The following is an 18682-nucleotide window of genomic DNA, read 5'->3' on the forward strand; positions in this document are numbered from 1 at the left end:
TCCGACATGACCCGCGAACCGACCCTGACCCCGTTCCAGCTGCTGCCGCACCTGTTGCCGCAGATCCAGATCGATGCCGAAACGTTTATCGGCATCCGCCGCCAGATCCACGCGCAGCCGGAGCTCGGCTTCGAAGTGGGCRCCACCAGCAGGCTGGTGGCCACGCTGCTGCAGAGCTGGGGCTACGAGGTGCATGCCGGCATCGGCAAGAGCGGCGTGGTGGGGCAGCTCAGGCTCGGCAGCGGCAAGCGCCGGCTCGGCATCCGCGCCGACATGGATGCGCTGCCGATCGTCGAGGCCACCGGCCTGCCCTACGCCAGCCAGAACCACGGCAAGATGCACGCCTGCGGCCACGACGGCCATACCGCCATCCTGCTGGCCGCCGCCAAGGCGCTGGCCGACAGCCGCGATTTCGACGGCACGCTCAATCTGATCTTCCAGCCCGACGAAGAAAACCTGTGCGGCGCCCGCGCGATGATCGAGGACGGCCTGTTCGAACGCTTCCCGTGCGACGCGGTGTATGCCCTGCACAATATGCCGGGCGTGCCGGCCGGCACCTTCCGCGTGCTGCCCGGCCCGGTGAGCCTGTCGTCCGACGTGGCAGACGTGACCATCAAGGGCGTGGGCGGGCACGGCGCCATGCCGCACCGCGCGCGCGATCCGATCGCCGCGGCGGCGGCCGTCATCACGGCATTGCAGACGGTGGTGGCGCGCAATGTGGCGCCGGACGATACCGCGGTGCTGTCGGTGGGCTTCATCCGCGGCGGCGCCACCCACAACGTGATTCCGGAATCGGTGACGCTGGGCCTGAACGTGCGTGCCGCGCGCCCCGAGACGCGCGCGCTGGTGGAGCAGCGCATCCGCGAGATCGTCAGCCTGACCGCGCAGGCGCACGGCGCCGAGGCACACATCGACTACCGCCAGCTGACGCCACCGATGGTCAACACCGAAGCCGAGACGCGTATCGCGCAGCAGGTCTGCACTGCGCTGGTCGGCGCCGACAAGGTCGTGACGCAGGCGCCCAAGGGCCTGAACGGCAGCGAGGACTTTGCCTGGATGCTCAACGCGGTGCCGGGCTGCTACCTGATCCTGGGCAACGGCGAAGGCGAGTTCGGCGGCTGCATGGTGCACAACCCCGGCTACGACTTCAACGACCAGGTGCTGCCACTGGGCGCGGCCTGCTGGGTCCAGCTCGCCAGGACCTATCTGGTGGCATGATCCAGCGCATGCGGGCGCGTGGCGAAACTGGCCGGCGGCACCGGCGCCGGTGAGGGCACGGCGGGCCGCCTGCCCGCTGCAACGGGTTCGCCCTGTACGGCCTGCGATGCGGCTTCCGATGCGGCTTCCGATGTGGCCTCCGGCGCTGCTTCCGATGCGGCCTCGCGTATCGCTTCCGGTGCCGCATCCCGCGTCACGTCCGGCGCCTCGACCACTACCGTTGCCGGCGCCGCTGCCGCGCGCAGCGCACCGGCGGCGGCCGGCGGCAGCGGGCGCGCGAGCTGCGCGCTGATCTCGGCCGCTTCCGCCATCACATAGGCCAGCCGCCGCAGCGGCCGGGCTACCTGCAGTTGCAGGAACACCACGAGCGCGGCGCCCGCCACGAAAGCCACGCCGTACAGCGACAGCAGCGGCACCAGGCTCGCGCCGTTGCGCGGCAGCTCCAGCAGGCCGGTGACCAGCATCAGCGCCAGCGGGCTCACCGCGATCAGCAGGCCCGCGACCTTCGCCATGCCTTCCCACATCCGCAGATGCAGCTCGACCCGGCGCCCGCGCGCGCGCAGCGCCTGGGCCGGAATGCGCGCCAGCGAGCGCAGCAGCGCGCTTTCCGCATCGTCGTGGCGGTCGATCTGCGCGGCCAGCGGCCCGAGCGGATCGCGCAGCCTGCGCGCAAGCGCCGGCACATGGCTGAGCACCAGCCCGCCCAGCCCGGCCGCGCTGCCGGCCAGCAGGCAGTAGAGCAGCCGCGGCAGCCACGGCGCGGGCGCTTGCCGGTACTGGACCTTGGCGAACATCACCGCGCCGGCGACCAGCAGCGCGGCCACCGAGCAGCCCCAGAACAAGCCCAGCAGGCCGCGCTGCCACTGTGCCAGGCTCGCGCCGGCAGCAGGCGGCGTGGCGGCCGCGGGCAGGGAGGGCGGCTTGCGCCTGAGCGCGTCAAGCAGTTCGCGGGTAGGGGGGAGCCTGTTCAGCATGGCAATTCGGTTGGCGATGGATCATTTCCGCGCAATGCGCCGGTTCCTGGCGCGCGCCCGCACATTGTCCCCATTTGACGCGCAAGTAGCGATGCGCGACTGCAAGCCGCCGGCCTTTTCCTGCAAATTCGCACGTACCGTTGTCGTCACACAACGTGCGGTAATCCGGCCGCCACGCAGCGGTGGGTACGCCGTCTCCCGGTGCAATTCCATACCGACAGTATCGAATCAACTGATCCCGCTTCCCTTTATCCCGCCCCGCCTGCGGGAATAGCATGGGCTCCAACAGCGATTCAATGCAATTCGCGGCATTCCCGACATTCCCCGACATTCCCGGAACACATTGCAGGCACATTGGAGACAGACATGCCCAAGATGAGAGCAGTCGACGCGGCCATCGCCGTATTGGAAAAAGAAGGCATCACCACCGCCTTCGGCGTGCCCGGCGCCGCCATCAACCCGTTCTACTCGGCCATGCGCCGGGCCGGCACCATCGACCATTTCCTGGCGCGCCACGTGGAAGGCGCTTCGCACATGGCCGAGGGCTATACCCGCGCAGAGGCCGGCAACATCGGCGTGTGCATCGGCACCTCGGGCCCGGCCGGCACCGACATGATCACCGGCCTGTACTCGGCCTGGGCAGACTCGATCCCCATCCTCTGCATTACCGGCCAGGCCCCGCGCGCACGCCTGTACAAGGAAGACTTCCAGGCGGTGGATATCGAATCGATCGCCAAGCCGGTGACCAAGTGGGCGGTGACCGTGCGCGAGCCGGCGCTGGTGCCGCAGGTGTTCCAGCAGGCGTTCCACCTGATGCGCTCGGGACGCCCGGGCCCGGTGCTGATCGACCTGCCGTTCGACGTGCAGGTCGCCGAGATCGAGTTCGATCCGGAAACCTACCAGCCGCTGCAGCCGTACAAGCCGTCGGCCTCGCGCGCCCAGATCGAAAAGGCCATCGCCATGCTCAACGCGGCCGAGCGCCCGCTGATCGTGTGCGGTGGCGGCGTGATCAACGCCGATGCGGCCGACCTGCTGGTCGAATTCGCCGAGCTGGTCAACGTGCCGGTGGTGCCGACCCTGATGGGCTGGGGCGTGCTGGCCGACGACCACCCGCTGCAGGCCGGCATGGTGGGGCTGCAGACCTCGCACCGCTACGGCAACGCCACCATGCTGGCATCGGACTTCGTGCTCGGCATCGGCAACCGCTGGGCCAACCGCCACACCGGCAGCGTCGACGTCTATACGAAGGGCCGCAAGTTCGTGCACGTGGATATCGAGCCCACGCAGATCGGCCGCGTGTTCGGCCCGGACCTTGGCATCGTCTCCGATGCCAAGGCCGCGCTGGAACAGTTCGTGGAAGTGGCGCGCGCCATGAAGATGGCCGGGCGCCTGCCGTGCCGCAAGAGCTGGGTGGCGGACGTGCAGAAGCGCCGCCGCACCATGCAGCGCAAGAGCGATTTCGACAACGTGCCGGTCAAGCCGCAGCGCGTGTACCGCGAGATGAACCAGTACTTCCCGCGCGACGTGCGCTACGTCTCCACCATCGGGCTGTCGCAGATCGCCGCCGCGCAGTTCCTGTCGGTCAACCAGCCGCGCCACTGGATCAACTGCGGCCAGGCCGGCCCGCTGGGCTGGACCATTCCCGCCGCCATCGGCGTGAAAGTGGCCTCGCCGGAATCCGACGTGGTGGCCATCTCGGGCGACTACGACTTCCAGTTCATGATCGAAGAACTGGCCGTGGCCGCGCAGTTCAAGGTGCCGTACATCCACCTGGTGGTGAACAACTCCTACCTCGGGCTGATCCGCCAGTCGCAGCGCAATTTCGAGATGGACTACTGCGTGCAGCTCGCCTTCGACAACGTCAACTCGCCCGAGCTCAACGGCTACGGCGTGGACCACGTCAAGGTGGTCGAAGGGCTGGGCTGCAAGGCGATCCGCGTGTTCAAGCCCGAAGACATCGCGCCGGCCTTTGCCGAAGCGCGCGACCTGATGGCCGAGTTCTCCGTGCCGGTGGTGGTGGAGGTGATCCTCGAGCGCGTGACGAATATCGCCATGGGCACCGAGATCGACAACATCAACGAGTTCGAGCCGGTCGAAGACATCGAGGAAGCCATCCTCAACGAAGAAGTCGAAACGGCCTGAGCCGAGCAACGCAAAGACACCGGCTCCCGCTTCCAGGCGGGAGCGGGGGCGTCATTTTTCCCGGAGAGAGAGACATGCCGAAACTGGCCGCCAACCTGACCATGCTGTTTACCGAAGCGGGCTTCCTCGACCGCTTCGAAGCCGCCGCGCGTGCGGGCTTCCGTGGCGTCGAGTTCCTGTTCCCCTATGCGTTCCATGCGGACCAGATCGCGGACCGCCTCAACCGCTTCCAGCTCGACCTGGTGCTGCACAACCTGCCCGCCGGCAAGTGGGACGCGGGCGAGCGCGGCATCGCCTGCCATCCGGACCGCGTCGGCGAGTTCCAGGACGGCGTGGGCGAGGCCCTCAAGTACGCCAAGGTGCTTGGCGTGCGCCAGCTCAACTGCCTGGTCGGCATCCAGCCGCAGAACGTGCGGCGCGAACAGGCGCAGGAAACGCTGGTGGAAAACCTGCGCTTCGCCGCGCGGGCGCTCGCCGCCGAACAGATCGACCTGCTGGTCGAGCCGATCAATACCTTCGACATTCCCGGCTTCTTCCTGTCGGGCACGCAGCAGGCGCTGGCGCTGATCGAACAGGTCAGCGCGCCCAATCTCTACGTGCAGTACGACATCTATCACATGCAGCGCATGGAGGGCGAGATCGCCGCCACGCTCAAGGCCAACCTGCCGAAGATCAGGCATGTGCAGCTGGCCGACAACCCGGGCCGCAACGAGCCGGGCACGGGCGAGCTGAACTACCGCTTCCTGTTCCAGTGGCTCGACCAGATCGGCTACGACGGCTGGGTCGGCTGCGAATACAAGCCGCGCACGACCACCGTCGAAGGCCTGGGCTGGCGCGCCGCGCACGGCGTGCAGTAGCAAGGTTTGCTCCCTCTCCCGCCTGCGGGAGAGGGAGGAAAGCCTGTTGGCCAGGCCCGGCGCCCGCGGCGCGCCTTCAAACCGGTTTCGAATCTGAATCTTTCACCATCCCTAGGAGACAACAATATGGCAAACCAACGCAACGTCGGCTTTATCGGCCTGGGCATCATGGGCGCGCCGATGGCGGGCCACCTGCGCGCCGCCGGCCACACGCTGTTCGTGCATGACGTCAACCCCGCGCCGCAGGCGCTCGTGGACGCCGGCGTCACGGTCTGCACCAGCGCGGAAGAAGTCGCCAAGCGCGCCGACATCATCGTGATCATGGTGCCGGACACGCCGCACGTGGAGGCCGTCCTGTTCGCCGAAAAGGGCGTGGCCGCCGCGCTCAAGGGCGCCGGCAAGGAGGCCGCGCACAGCAAGATCGTGGTCGACATGAGCTCGATCTCGCCGATCGCCACCAAGGACTTCGCCGCGCGCATCAACAAGCTCGGCGCGTCCTACCTGGACGCGCCGGTCTCGGGCGGCGAAGTGGGCGCCAAGGCGGCATCGCTGACCATCATGGTCGGCGGCCCGCAAGAGGCCTTCGACGAGGTCAGGCCGCTGTTCGAGCTGATGGGCAAGAACGTCACGCTGGTGGGCGGCAACGGCGACGGCCAGACCACCAAGGTGGCCAACCAGATCATCGTGGCGCTGAACATCCAGGCCGTGTCCGAAGCGCTGCTGTTCGCCTCCAAGGCGGGCGCCGATCCGGCGCGCGTGCGCCAGGCGCTGATGGGCGGCTTCGCGGCTTCGCGCATCCTGGAAGTGCACGGCGAGCGCATGGTCAAGCGCACCTTCGACCCGGGCTTCCGTATCGAGCTGCACCAGAAGGACCTGAACCTCGCGCTGCAGGGCGCCAAGGCGCTCGGCGTGGCGCTGCCCAATACCGCCACCGCGCAGGAACTGTTCAATACCTGCGCCGCCAACGGCCTGGGCAAGCAGGATCACTCGGCGCTGTGCCGCGCCATCGAGATCATGTCGAACCACGAGATCGCCAAGGGCAGCAAGTAAGAGGCACCGCCGAGGCCTGCCGGCATGGCAGGCCCGTACCGCTCCCCGGCCGTGCCGGGGAGACAGCATTTCCGGATCCAGCCATGTACGCCACCGATTCCTACTCTGCCCTGCTGGTGCCGCCACGCCCGGCCGGCCTCAGCGATCCCCGCGCACTGCTGCGCGACCTGTTCGACACGGCCGTGGCGGCCGTCAGCGCCAGCCATTGCCTGCCGCCGCAATTGCCGGCACCGCCCAAGGGCCGCACCGTGGTGATCGGTGCCGGCAAGGCCGCCGCCGCGATGGCGCAGGCGGTGGAGCTGCACTGGCAAGGCGAGCTGTCCGGGCTGGTGGTCACGCGCTACGGCCATGGCGCGGATTGCCGCCGCATCGAAGTGGTGGAGGCCGCGCACCCGGTGCCGGACGAAGCCGGCCAGCGCGCCGCGCAGCGCATGGTGGAGCTGGTCGGCGGCCTCACCGCCGACGACCTCGTGCTGTGCCTGATTTCGGGCGGCGGCTCGGCGCTGCTGGCCGCGCCCGCGCCCGGCATCACGCTGGCCGACAAGCAGGCGGTGAACCGCGCGCTGCTCAAGAGCGGCGCCAACATCGGCGAGATGAACTGCGTGCGCAAGCACCTGTCGGCGCTCAAGGGAGGCCGCCTGGCGCTGCACTGCGCGCCGGCGCGCGTGGAGACCCTGCTGATTTCCGATATCCCCGGCGACGATCCCACGCTGATCGCCAGCGGCCCGACCTTGCCCGACGCCACCACCTGCGCCGACGCGCTGGCGGTGATCGCCAAGTACGGCATCGAGGTACCGGCCAACGTGCGCACGCACCTGGAGAGCGGCGCCGGAGAGACGCCCAAGCCCGGCGACGCGCGCTTTGCCGGCCACCTCAGCGTCACGCTGGCCAGCGCGCAGCAGTCGCTCGAAGCGGCCGCGGCGCGGGCGCGCGAACTGGGCTTCGAGGCACATATCCTGTCCGACAGCATCGAAGGCGAGGCGCGCGAGGTGGCGCTGGTGCATGCCGCCATTGCCCGCCAGATCGCGCAGCACGCGCAGCCGTTCGCGAAGCCCTGCGTGCTGCTGTCCGGCGGCGAGACCACGGTGACCGTGCGCGGCAGCGGCCGCGGCGGACGCAATGCCGAATTCCTGCTGGCGCTGGCCGTGGCGCTCGACGGCTTGCCCGGCGTGCACGCGATTGCCTGCGACACCGACGGCATTGACGGCTCCGAGGACAACGCCGGCGCGCTGCTGGCGCCGGACACGCTGGTGCGCGCGCAGGCGCGCGGCCTGTCGGCGCGCGCGCACCTGGCCAACAACGATGGCTACGGCTTTTTCGCCGGGCTCGGCGACCTGATCGTCACCGGCCCGACCCGCACCAACGTGAACGATTTCCGCGCGATCCTGATCGCGTGAGACGGGCCTGCAAGCCCCCGTGTTTGAACAAAGGCGCGCCCGCCGCGGCGCGCCGCCCGAGAATGGAAGAGGAGACAAAATGAGACGCCAGCGCAAAGCCAAGATCGTTGCCACGCTCGGACCGGCCAGCACCGACATCGAAGTGATCCGCCAGCTGTTCGAGGCGGGGGCCGATGTGTTCCGCCTGAACTTCAGCCACGGCAGCCATGAGGACCATCGCCGCCGCTACGACGCGGTGCGCCAGGTCGAGGCCGAGACCGGCCGGCCCATCGCCGTGCTGGCGGACCTGCAGGGTCCCAAGCTGCGCATCGGCACCTTTGCCGCGGGCAAGGTCGCGCTCAAGGCCGGCGACGTGTTCGTGCTCGACAGCGATCCCGGCGCCGGCGACGCCACCCGCGTGCACCTGCCGCATCCGGAGCTGTTCCGCGTGGCCGCGCCGGGCCAGTCGCTGCTGATCGACGACGGCAAGGTGCAACTGAAGATCGAGTCCGTGGCCAGCGGCAGCATCGTCACGCGCGTGGTCAACCACGGCACGCTGTCCGACCGCAAGGGCGTCAACGTGCCCGACGCGGTCATCCCCATCCCCGCGCTGACCGAGAAGGACCGCAAGGACCTCGATTTCGCGCTGGCGCTGGGCGCGGACTGGATCGCGCTGTCCTTCGTGCAGCGTCCGGCCGACATCGTCGAGGCGCGCGAGATCATCGGCACGCGCGCCGGCGTGCTGTCCAAGATCGAGAAGCCGGCCGCGCTGCAGCAGCTCGAGGAAATCGTGCGCGTGTCCGACGCGGTGATGGTGGCGCGCGGCGACCTCGGCGTGGAGCTGCCGCCGGAGCGCGTGCCGGGGGTACAGAAGCGCATCCTGCGCGTGTGCCGCCAGCACGGCAAGCCCATCGTCATCGCCACCCAGATGCTGGAGTCGATGATCGATTCGCCGGTGCCCACGCGCGCCGAGGCCTCCGATGTGGCGAGCGCGATCTACGACGGCGCCGACGCGGTGATGCTGTCGGCCGAGTCGGCCAACGGCCGCCACCCGGTGCCGGCGGTGGCGATCATGGACCGCATCATCAACGAGGTGGAGCGCGATCCGCTCTACCGCAACCTGCTCGACGCCCAGCACGAGGCACCGCTGTCCACGCGCCAGGATGCGATCTGCGCGGCGCTGCGCGAGGTCACCCAGATCATCGGCGCGGTGGCCACGGTGACCTACACCTCGTCGGGCGCCACCGCGCTGCGGGCGGCGCGCGAGCGGCCCTGCGCACCGATCGTCAGCATCACGCCGAACCTGGAGATAGCACGCCGGCTGGCGATCGCCTGGGGCGTGCACTCCACTGTCAGCCCGGACGTGCAGAGCGTGGACGAGATGGTGAACGCGGCCACCCGCGCGGCGCTGGCCGAGGGCTACGCCGAACCGGGCGACCAGATCACCATCGCGGCGGGCATGCCGTTCGGCCAGGGCGGTACCACCAACCTGCTGCGCGTGGCGGAGATCGCCGGCGCCGGGCCCGGGCGGGCGCAGCTTGCCGCGGCGGCAGGCGCCGTTACGGCCTGATACATCGCTCCCATTCGCTGGCTGCACCGCCATTGCTATACTGATCGGCACGCCGTGGCTCTCTTTTGCCGCGGCCACCAACCAGCAATGCGGAGCCACCATGCGTCTCGATGACGAAGCCGAAAGCCAGAATGTAGAAGATCGCCGGGGAGCGGGTTCCGGCGGCTTCGGCGGCTTCGGCGCCGGACCCAAGACGATCGGCATCGGCACCATCATCGTGGCGCTGGCGGCCTCCTACTTTTTCGGCATCGATCCTTCCGTGATCATGCAGGGCGCCTCGGTGCTGCAGGGGCAACAGCAGCAGGCGCAGCCGCAGCATGTGCCCAGCCATGCGCCCGCCACCGACCAGATGACAGTGTTCGTGCGCAAGGTGCTGGGCAATACCGAGCGCACCTGGTCCGGCATCTTCGAAACCGACCTCAACCGCCGCTACGCGCCGCCCACGCTGGTGCTGTTTACCGGCGCCACGCCCACCGCCTGCGGCACCGGCCAGTCGGCCATGGGTCCCTTCTATTGCCCCGGCGACCAGAAGGTCTATATCGACCTGGCTTTCTATGACGAACTGCGCAAGCGCTTCGGCGCGGGCGGCGACTTCGCCCAGGCCTATGTGATCGCGCACGAGGTCGGCCACCACGTGCAGAACCTGCTCGGCGTGTCCGGCAAGGTCGATGCGGCGCGCCGGCGCATGGGCGAGGCGCAGGCCAACCAGCTTTCGGTGCGCGTGGAATTGCAGGCCGACTGCCTGGCCGGCGTGTGGGCCGCCACCGCCGAGCGCCAGAACCAGCAGTTGCTCGAGCCCGGCGATATCGAAGAGGGCCTGAAGGCCGCGGCCGCCATCGGCGACGACCGGCTGCAGCGCCAGGCCCAGGGCTACGTGGTGCCGGAAGCCTTTACCCACGGCACCAGCGAGCAGCGCGTGCGCTGGCTGCGCCAGGGCCTGAGCAGCGGCGACATCCGCAAGTGCGACACCTTCGCGGCCAAGCAGCTTTGAAGCCCGCGCGCGGCTGAGCGGCCGCGCTCTCCTCTCAAGCGCCGACCCTGATGTGGACAATCGGGCACGCAAAGATTGTCCGCGTCACACGCCGTGTCTATAATCGCGGCCATGCCAGTGATCGGGAAGCCGCAGGCGTGACACACTGCTCCGCGCTGCCGGCCCGATTTCCGATTGCCGGTTCCGTCGATTCACGCTGCCGCGTGCCCGTCGTCCGGCGCTGCGTCCTGACGATGCCAGCGGCCGGCTGCCGCCGCTGACACAGCCGCGCCAAAGACAGCCTTCCCCCCAAAAGAACAGTGCTTCGCTGTCCGGCGCGCACGCGCATTGTCGCGCGCCGATCGTTGTTCCACCGCCGCCGGCGGCGGCCTTCGGGCACGTCGGCGCGACCAACACCGAGTCTCTTTTCATGGCGTCCTTTTTTCTTCGCCGGCCCGCCTTTGCGTGGGTGATTGCCATCCTGACCATGGTGGCGGGCCTGATCGCCCTCACCCGCATTCCCATCGCCCAGTATCCGGCGGTGGCGCCACCTACCGTGATCGTCTCGGCCGACTATCCCGGCGCCTCCGCGCGCACCGTGGAAGATGCGGTCACCGCCGTGCTGGAGCAGCAGATGCATGGCATTCCCGGCCTGCTCTACCTGGATGCCAGCAGCGAAGGCGGCACCGCCAGCGTGACGCTGGGCTTTCGCCAGGGTACCGACGCGCAGCTGGCGCAGGTCAATGTGCGCAACCGCGTGATGCAGGCCGAACCACTGCTGCCGGAGGCGGTGCGCCGCGGCGGCATCTATGTCGACCAGGCCAGCGCCAACCCCTTCATGTACGTCTCCCTGGTGTCTGACGACGGCCAGCTCGACGAGACCGCGCTCGGCGATTTCGCCGCCGGCTCGGTGCTGCCCATGCTGCGCCGGCTGCCCGGCATCGGCAAGGCCGAACCCTACGGCGCCGAATATGCGCTGCGCATCTGGTTCGACCCGGACAAGCTCAATGCGCTCGGCCTTACCGCCGCCGACGTGGAGCAGGCCATCAAGGACCGCAACGGCGATGTCACGCCGGGCCAGCTCGGCGGCGCGCCGGCGCTGCCGGGGCAGCCCTTCCAGGCACTGGTGCGCCCGCCGCGCCCGTTGAGCGACCCGGAAGCATTCGGGCGCATCGTGGTGCGCAGCGGCGGCGATGCTTCGCTGGTGCGGCTGCGCGATGTGGCCCGCGTGGAACTGGGCGCCAGCGACTACCGCTTCGGCTCGACGCTGGACGGCAAGGTATCGGCCGCGATCGGCCTCAAGCTGGCGGACGGCGCCAACGTGCTGGCCACCTCGCGCACCGTGCGCGCCGCGCTGGACGACGCCATGCGCAACTTCCCGCCCGGCGTGCGCTATGCGATCTCCGCCGACAACGCGCAGTTCGTCGACCGCTCGATCTGGCGCGTGCTGGCCACGCTGGCCGAAGCCGCGGTGCTGGTGTTCCTGATCCTGTACCTGTTCCTCGGCAACCTGCGCGCCACGCTGATCCCGATGATCGTGGTGCCGGTGTCGCTGCTCGGCACGGTCGCCTGCCTGTATGCCCTCGGCCTGTCGCTCAACGTCATCACGCTGTTCGGCGTGGTGCTGGCGATCGGCATTCTGGTGGACGACGCCATCGTGGTGGTGGAGAACGTGGAGCGCATCATGCGCGAGGAAGGCGTGGACGCGACCGAGGCCGCGGGCCGCTCGATGCGCGAGGTGTCCGGCGCGCTGGTGGCGGTCACGCTGGTGCTGTGCGCCGTATTCGTGCCGATGGCCTTCATGGGCAGCGCGGTGGGCGTGATCTACCGCCACTTCGCCGTCACGCTGGCGATCTCGATCGCGTTCTCGCTGTTCTTCGCGCTGTCGCTGGCGCCGGCAATGTGCGCCAGCCTGCTGCGCCACGCGCAGCATCCGGTGCGCGGGCCGCTGGCCTGGTTCGAGCGCGGCTTCACGGCGTTTGCCACCCGCTACGCCGGCTGGGTGACGGCGCTGCAGCGGCGGCGCCTGCGCTGGCTGGGCGTCTACCTGGCGCTGGCCGTCGCCGGCAGCGCGCTGCTGTGGCAGATCCCGTCCGGCTTCCTGCCCGAAGAAGACACCGGCGAGCTGGTGATCGATATCGAGCTGCCGGCCGGCGCCACCCAGGCGCAGACGCGTGCCATGGTGGCGGAGCTGGAAACATGGCTGCGCGCGCAGCAATATCCGGTGCAATCGAGCTTTGCCGTGCTGGGCTGGAGCAATTCCGGCAGCGGCGAGCAGCGCGCCAGCCTGTTCCTGGCGCTGGAGGACTGGGAGCGCCGCGGCAGCAAGGACCGCGCCGAGGCCGTGCTGGCCAGGCTCTCGGAGGGGCTGGAGGCGTGGCCCGGACGCGGCCGCGCGCAGCTCTACGCCTACAACGGCGCGGCGCTGCCCGAGCTGGGCAGCACCGGCGGGCTCGACATGCGCCTGGTGGCGCAGCCCGGCACCGGCCGCGCAGCCCTGTTCGCGGCGCGCGACAAGCTGCTGGCCGCGCTCGGGGACAAGCGCGACGATGAGCCGTCGCTGGGCGAGGTGCGCGCGGCCACCGCGCAGCCGGCGCCGGCGCTGGACCTGCATATCGACTACGAGCAGGCGCGCAGCTTCGGCGTGGAGCCCGAAGCGATCCATCACGCGCTGTCTGCCACGCTCGGCTCGCGCTATATCGACGAGGTGGCGCGCGAGGGGCGCATACGCCGTGTGATCCTGCAGGCCGACGCGCCTTTCCGCATGGATCCCGCGCGCCTGTCGCGCGTGCATGTGCGCAACGCGCGCGGCGGCATGGTGTCGCTCGGCGCCTTCGCCGAACTGGTGTGGGGCGCGGGCGAGGCCACGCTGGAGCGCTTCGGCGGCCTGGCCTCGGTGCGCATCAACGCCGAGGTGGCACCCGGCCACAGCACCGGCACGGCGATGGCGCGGCTTGCCGCCAGGGTGCGCGAGCTGGGCGCCGCCTACGACGTGCGCTGGACCGGGCGCGCCTTCGAGCAGCAGCAAAGCGGCGCCCAGGCGCCGTGGCTGTTCGCCTTGTCGATGCTGTTCATCTTCCTGTGCCTGGTGGCGCTGTACGAGAACTGGACGCTGCCGCTGGCCGTGCTGCTGGTGGTGCCGGCAGGCCTGCTTGGCGCGCTGCTGGCGATCTGGCTGCGCGGCATGCCCAACGATGTCTACTTCAAGGTGGGCGGCGTGGTGATCATGGGGCTGGCGGCCAAGAACGCCATCCTGGTGGTGGAGTACGCCGAGCAGCTGCGCCGCGGCGGCATGGGGCTGGTCGAGGCTGCCGGCCAGGCGGCCCGCCAGCGGTTGCGCCCGGTGGTGATGACCTCGCTGGCCTTCATCCTCGGCGTGGTGCCGCTGGCCGTGAGCAGCGGGCCGGGCGCGGCGGCCCAGCGCGCGGTCGGCACCGGCGTGCTGGGCGGCATGCTGGGCGCCACCGTGATTGGCGCGCTGGTGGTGCCGCTGCTCTACGTGCTGATCGGGCGCGGGCGTGCGCGGCGCGGGCAGCAGCAGGCACCGTCGTAAGACGTGCGGAGTACGGGTGGTGCGCGGGAGAAAATGCGGAAAAGCGGAAAAGCGGGCGGCGGGGAAAAATCACCCGCCCGGCGGGAGAGAGAGGAGGAGGAGGTCAGCCGGGCAGGTGGGAGATAAAGCGGTACTGCGGGGTGGCGCGTCAGGTGTCGCGATACTGGACGGGCTAATCAGCCGGCCCGTAACGCGAGGCGGTCACCGAAGTGACCGCCAGGAGACACGCGGTGCCGGGTCAGACCCGGTAGCCGTAGAGCGAACCGTCGCCCGAGCGCGAATTGTCGAGCGAGGAGGCCGAGATTTCGCCGCTGAAGGCGCGCGCGCCGTCGGTGAAGGTGTCGAACCTGCCTTGCTTGGCGCCATCGGTGAACGTGTCGAACTTGCCTTGCTTGGCGCCGTCGGTGAAGGTGTCGAACTTGCCTTGCTTGGCGCCGTCCGTGTACACGTCGTACCTGCCCGTGCGCAGCGCGTCGGCATACACGTCGAACTTGCCGAGCTTGCTGGCGGCAGGCGCGGCCAGCGCGGCGGCCGATGAAACGAGGATCAACACGCCTAAGGCGCTGCCGAGGATGCGTCTGGCATTCATTTGGGACTCCTTCAACTGATTTTGTTTCGTCTTTTTTTTGGTCTGCTTTACTAGCTGCTGCGGCAATCTATGTTGCGCTGCGAGCACGGACTGAAGATTAGTGGTTGGTTCGGCAAGGAGAAATACCACTGCGACGAATGGTGCGTTGCGAGTCGTGAAACGCTGGAAGTACGGACGAACGGCGCCCATGCCGCCGCGAATGGGCGACGCGCAGCGCGAATGGCGGTGGTGCGGGGTGGTGGGAAGGTCGCCTGGCGGCGGTGCCGGGCGCCGGCCAACCCAGGCTGGAGGCGGCCTGGCCAGGATCGGGGCAGGCCGTGGCGCTAGCTTTTTCCTGCCTCGGCAAGGCAGGCGGCGCGCACCGGGAAGCCGCGGATCGCACCGGGGCGTACCGCCAGGCGGCGTCCCCGTATCTGCGAAATGTGCGCCATGAGGCCCTGATTATTTTAGAGCGTGAACTGTCCGTTGGCCTCGGGCTGGAAAGAAAGCTCGACCACGGTGACCTTCTGTTCGCGTCCGTCCGGCAGCCGGTAGCTTACGGTCTGTCCGCTGCGTGCGCCGAGCAGCGCCTGGCCAACCGGCGATAGCACCGACAGGCGGCCGGCCTCGAAATCCGCGGTATCCGGATAGACCAGCGTCCAGTTGCGCGGCGTGGCCTCGCCCTCCAGCGCGCACGTCAGGCTGGAGTTCATGGTCACGACATCCTTGGGAATGGCTTCCGCCGGCACGATGGCGGCGCGCTCCAGGATGCCGTCGAGCATCTCCACCAGCGGTGCGGCGCCGGCGCGGCTGGCAATGCGCTCGAGCCGGGTGACATCGAGTTCGGTGAGGTAAAGGGTCGGTTGCTGCTGCTTGGATGAAGCCGTCATGATGGATCCTCGCTAGGTGGCGATGCGTGGCCCCGGCCCCCAGGCCCGACCCGCTGTGGATCGGCACGGTATTGCCAGGTCATTGGATTGATTCAGGCCGTCAGGAATGACGGGAAAGCCGCGAACAGGGTGAGACTCGGCCCGGTTCGGCGCTTGCCTGCGTGTGGGGTTACGTCAGGCTGGGAACCGGGCGGGATCAGGCGGAGCGCTGACCCGGCGGCAGGCCGTGGCCTGGTTGGCTTGTGCGCGCAATGCCGACGCCGCGCGCGCCCACGCGCCGGCCTGCCCGGTACGGGCAAGCACGGCAGCGGTCGGCGGCAGGCAGCAAGGCATCATCGGCATGCGGCAGGAATGTGGGAAGTCGGAAAACGCGGAAACGAAATACGGAAACGGCGGGGAAAACCGGAACAAGCGCGCTTTGCGTGGCGGCTGCAACGAAAGCGATGGCTTACTCGGGCAGGCGAAACCTGATTTCCGTGCGCCGGATCCGCCGCCTGCTCACCAGCCGGGTGCACGGCTGGCAAAGGGGATCGTAGCACAGGCGGCGCCTTCTTTTAAGACGCCATGCGTCGCCCTGGCCGCTTCGGCGGGTTCAGGCGCTTCAGTGGTGGTCCTGGGCGTGCGGGTGGCATTCGCACGCGGCACCGGCCGCGGCCTGCTGCAGGTTCTGCAGGATGCCGCACTCGCTGGCGGGGTGCGGCTGGTCGCAGGTGTGGCGCAGCGCCCGCAATTGCCCTTCCAGTGCCTCGAGCGCCACGCGCTGGGCATGGATCTGGTCGATCTGGCGGTCCAGCAATGCGTTGATATCGTCGCAGGCGAGCGTGGGATCGCGCTCGAAATCGCGCAGCCGGCGCACATCGGACAGGCTCATGCCGAGCGAGCGGCAATGCCGCACGAAGTTGAGCTGCAGCAGGTGGGCGTCGCCGTAGCGGCGATAGCCGTTGTCTTCGCGCTGGGGAGCGTCGAGCAGGCCCTCGCGCTCGTAGTAGCGGATGGTCTCCACGTCGCAATCGCTGTGGCGGGACAGTTCACCGATTCTCATGCGGACTCCGGGTGACGCCTGCATCAGGCAAAGACCCTGTAGTAATTACGGGGTTAGCTACGAGTGTAGACCATCGGGCGGCGTCTCGCCACCCGCGGGCGGCATGGCGCGATCAGGCCGGGGCAGGTCCGCGGGCCTGGTCGCGCACGCTCAGCGAGCGCGGCGCGAAGGCCGCGCGCATCACATCCACCGCCAGTTCCGGCCGGGCGGCGCCGCACATGAACACGTCCACCGCGGCAAAGCCGTATTCCGGCCAGGTATGGATGCTGATGTGCGACTCCCGCAGCAGCAGCACCCCGGTCACGCCGAGGCCGGGCCCGAAATGGCGGAAGCGTGCATCGACCACGGTGGCGCCGGCGGCCCGCGCGGCCTGGTACAGCACGCGCTCCACCAGCGCGGCGTCGGCCAGCAGCTCGGCGGCCACGCCTTGCAGGTCGGCCAGCAGGTGGTGGCCCAGCACGGCCGGGCAAGGCAGCATCGGGGCGTTCATGGCCGCGCGCCCGTCGGCGCCATCGGCCTGGCCTGTGTCACCCTTCTCATTTGTGTCCGCCGCCCGAGGACCAGCCGCTGGAGCCGGATGAGCCGCCGCTCCAGCCGCGGGCGCTGGAATAGCCGGATGCGCCGGATGCCCCGGAACGGCCGCTGTCGCCGATATTGAAGAAGGTGGTGCCGAACAGCACGATGATCCCGTAGACGAGGTAAAGCAGGCGCACGCTGACTCAATCCTTTCCGGCCCAGCGCTGGACCAGCCAGATCGGCGCCCACAGCAGCAGGAAACCGAACACGATGGTGAACCATCCGCGGTCCGTGACCAGGGCCACCGGCACGTTGAGGATGGCGAGGAGGATGGCGTAGACCTTGGCGCTCTTGCGGCAGAAGGCCAGGTCCGCGCCGCTGCCCGCCGGCCTGGCTGCCTGCGGCGCGCGGGCCGCCTGCGCCAGGGCGGGCACGGACCTGAACCATTGCGCCACCTGCGCGCGGGCCACCGTGGTGGACAAGGTCCAGACGATCTCGGTCTCGGAAGTCTCGCGCGTGAGGCGCCGCGCCGGCTTGCCGAACTCGGTCAGGCGCGTGGTGTCGCCCACCTGCACGCGCCAGTTGAAGGTGCCGGCCGCGTACAGCACCTCGCTCTCGTAGTCGAAGCCCTGCTGGAAATTCTGCCCCTGGTAGCTGGCGGCGGTGGCGGAGACCATGCGCGGCCAGGTATCGAGCACCTCGACGCGGTCCCAGCCGCTGTCCTGCTCGACCAGCCACAGCAGGCCGCGCTGCTCGTTGAACAGCAGGTATTCGACCCAGGTGGAAGCTTCGTCCTCATCGTTGTCCGTGCACTGCATCAGGCCCAGCACCGTGTACGGCTTGCCGTCGATGGTGCCGGTGTCGCCCGGTGCGAGGCTGGTCTTGAGCGCATCGAGCTCGCGCTGCTTTTCCAGCACCAGCGCGGTGGAGGTGGTGCAGTCGATCTGGCTGTGGCAGCTCGGGCAGACCACGAAGCTGGCCACGCCGGCGCGGTAGGCGATCGCGCCGCCGCAGCCCGGGCAGGCCAGCGGCACGGCCTTGCCGCGGTAGCGGTCGGCGGTGCCGGCGATCTGGTCCGGCTCGCGCAGCAGCTGGCACTTGAGCTGGTCCAGCGTGACCGCCGCGCCGGCATAGACCGCTGGCGGATAGCCGTGCGCGTAGTCGAGCGTGACGAAGCGGCCCTCGTCGCGGAAGTCCGCCACCTGCGCGGTCCAGCCCGCGCCGACCGCAAACGGCAACTCGCCCTGGCCACCGGTGCAGCGCGCGCTGCGCACATCGCTGGCCAGGTAGCGGTGCTTGTCGAAGAACAGGCTGGTGCCCGGCGAAAGATGCTCGTACTGCGGCAGCGGCGCGCCGTCGAGCTGGCCGGGAGATGCCTGAGCGGGGTCCGGCGGGGCGCGCCGGGTCAGCATGTACTGGCCCGAGGCATCGGCCAGCCAGCCGTCGCTGCCGTCGTCGAACAGCAGGTACCACTCGTTCCACAAGCCGGCGTCGTAGCGCAGCTGGATGCGGCCGACCAGGGTGAAGCCCTGCCCGTTCCACTGCCCGCTGGTACTGAGCTGCAGCGGCGTGTAGTCCTCCAGCACGGCGGACATCTTGCCGATGTCCTTGACCGTGTCGGCATCCTTGAGCAGCGTGCTGTGGCAGTACTCGCACACCACCATCACGGCGGCCGACGAGCGGAAGGCCGCGGGCGCGCCGCAACTCGGGCAGTTGATTTCTTGCATGCGCCGTGCGTGCTCAGCCGACCAGTTTCTTCAGGATCTCGGCCTTGGCGGTGTCGAACTCGGCCTGCGAGATCAGGCTCTTGTCGAGCAGCTCCCTGAGCTTCTGCAGGCGCGCGGCGGGATCGTCGGCCGCCGCCGGTGCCGCCGGTGCCGCCGCGGCGGGCGCGGCAGGAGCAACGGCAGGCGCGGCGGCGGCGCCGAGCCCGCCAGCCATCGCCTGGCCCATCAC

General features: G+C 69.3%; 16 protein-coding genes. 8 read left to right on the forward strand and 8 right to left on the reverse strand.

Annotation, left to right across the window (positions count from 1 at the left end; translation table 11 throughout):
• Positions 1 to 6: 6 nt before the first annotated feature.
• Complete coding sequence (locus AC1DK4_RS32500) at positions 7 to 1218, forward strand: M20 aminoacylase family protein (protein WP_477132018.1); 1212 nt, start codon at positions 7 to 9, stop codon at positions 1216 to 1218.
• Here the strand turns inward: AC1DK4_RS32500 and AC1DK4_RS32505 are convergent.
• Positions 1203 to 2192 carry a hypothetical protein gene (locus tag AC1DK4_RS32505; RefSeq protein WP_441612951.1) on the reverse strand — a complete coding sequence of 330 codons (990 nt, stop codon included), beginning with the start codon at positions 2190 to 2192 and terminating at the stop codon, positions 1203 to 1205. The genes AC1DK4_RS32500 and AC1DK4_RS32505 overlap by 16 nt on opposite strands.
• A 366-nt stretch (positions 2193 to 2558) precedes the next feature.
• Here AC1DK4_RS32505 and gcl point away from each other — a divergent pair, with 366 nt between their 5' ends.
• From gcl to AC1DK4_RS32540, 7 genes are all read left to right on the forward strand, one after another.
• The gene (gene gcl, locus AC1DK4_RS32510) at positions 2559 to 4334 is read left to right on the forward strand and encodes a glyoxylate carboligase (protein ID WP_441612950.1); all 1776 of its coding nucleotides are present in this window, start codon (positions 2559 to 2561) and stop codon (positions 4332 to 4334) included.
• A 74-nt stretch (positions 4335 to 4408) separates the two neighbouring features.
• Positions 4409 to 5191 carry a hydroxypyruvate isomerase gene (hyi, locus tag AC1DK4_RS32515; RefSeq protein ID WP_441612949.1) on the forward strand — a complete coding sequence of 261 codons (783 nt, stop codon included), beginning with the start codon at positions 4409 to 4411 and terminating at the stop codon, positions 5189 to 5191.
• A gap of 126 nt (positions 5192 to 5317) precedes the next feature.
• On the forward strand, positions 5318 to 6241 hold the full coding sequence (gene glxR / locus AC1DK4_RS32520; RefSeq protein ID WP_441612948.1) for a 2-hydroxy-3-oxopropionate reductase: 924 nt from the start codon (positions 5318 to 5320) through the stop codon (positions 6239 to 6241).
• An 83-nt stretch (positions 6242 to 6324) separates the two neighbouring features.
• On the forward strand, positions 6325 to 7638 hold the full coding sequence (locus AC1DK4_RS32525; protein WP_441612947.1) for a glycerate kinase type-2 family protein: 1314 nt from the start codon (positions 6325 to 6327) through the stop codon (positions 7636 to 7638).
• Between the two features lie 79 nt (positions 7639 to 7717).
• Positions 7718 to 9187 (forward strand): pyruvate kinase, encoded by a 1470-nt coding sequence (pyk, locus tag AC1DK4_RS32530; RefSeq protein ID WP_441612946.1) that lies wholly within the window; start codon positions 7718 to 7720, stop codon positions 9185 to 9187.
• A gap of 100 nt (positions 9188 to 9287) precedes the next feature.
• Complete coding sequence (gene ypfJ / locus AC1DK4_RS32535; protein ID WP_441612945.1) at positions 9288 to 10178, forward strand: KPN_02809 family neutral zinc metallopeptidase; 891 nt, start codon at positions 9288 to 9290, stop codon at positions 10176 to 10178.
• A 409-nt stretch (positions 10179 to 10587) separates the two neighbouring features.
• A complete protein-coding gene (locus tag AC1DK4_RS32540) occupies positions 10588 to 13710 on the forward strand; it encodes an efflux RND transporter permease subunit (protein WP_441612944.1) in 3123 nt (1040 codons plus the stop codon).
• 238 nt (positions 13711 to 13948) lie between these two features.
• Here AC1DK4_RS32540 and AC1DK4_RS32545 read toward each other — a convergent pair whose 3' ends face one another.
• The 7 genes from AC1DK4_RS32545 to AC1DK4_RS32575 all read right to left on the reverse strand — a co-directional run.
• Positions 13949 to 14299 (reverse strand): hypothetical protein, encoded by a 351-nt coding sequence (locus AC1DK4_RS32545; RefSeq protein WP_441612943.1) that lies wholly within the window; start codon positions 14297 to 14299, stop codon positions 13949 to 13951.
• A 446-nt stretch (positions 14300 to 14745) separates the two neighbouring features.
• Positions 14746 to 15168: a nucleoside diphosphate kinase regulator gene (gene rnk, locus AC1DK4_RS32550; RefSeq protein ID WP_441612942.1), complete on the reverse strand. Its 423-nt coding sequence runs from the start codon at positions 15166 to 15168 to the stop codon at positions 14746 to 14748.
• Between the two features lie 601 nt (positions 15169 to 15769).
• Positions 15770 to 16210: a Cd(II)/Pb(II)-responsive transcriptional regulator gene (locus AC1DK4_RS32555; RefSeq protein WP_441612941.1), complete on the reverse strand. Its 441-nt coding sequence runs from the start codon at positions 16208 to 16210 to the stop codon at positions 15770 to 15772.
• A gap of 112 nt (positions 16211 to 16322) precedes the next feature.
• Positions 16323 to 16700 carry an adenosylmethionine decarboxylase gene (speD, locus tag AC1DK4_RS32560; protein ID WP_441612940.1) on the reverse strand — a complete coding sequence of 126 codons (378 nt, stop codon included), beginning with the start codon at positions 16698 to 16700 and terminating at the stop codon, positions 16323 to 16325.
• Between the two features lie 46 nt (positions 16701 to 16746).
• Positions 16747 to 16923 (reverse strand): hypothetical protein, encoded by a 177-nt coding sequence (locus tag AC1DK4_RS32565; RefSeq protein WP_441612939.1) that lies wholly within the window; start codon positions 16921 to 16923, stop codon positions 16747 to 16749.
• A 6-nt stretch (positions 16924 to 16929) separates the two neighbouring features.
• Entirely contained in the window at positions 16930 to 18453 is a 1524-nt protein-coding gene (locus AC1DK4_RS32570; RefSeq protein WP_441612938.1) for a DUF4178 domain-containing protein, read from the reverse strand.
• Positions 18454 to 18466: 13 nt separating this feature from the next.
• A partial coding sequence (locus tag AC1DK4_RS32575; protein ID WP_477132019.1) for an SHOCT domain-containing protein occupies positions 18467 to 18682 on the reverse strand: 216 nt, incomplete at its 5' end.

It is taken from the genome of Cupriavidus sp. 05N38 (genome assembly GCF_056397345.1).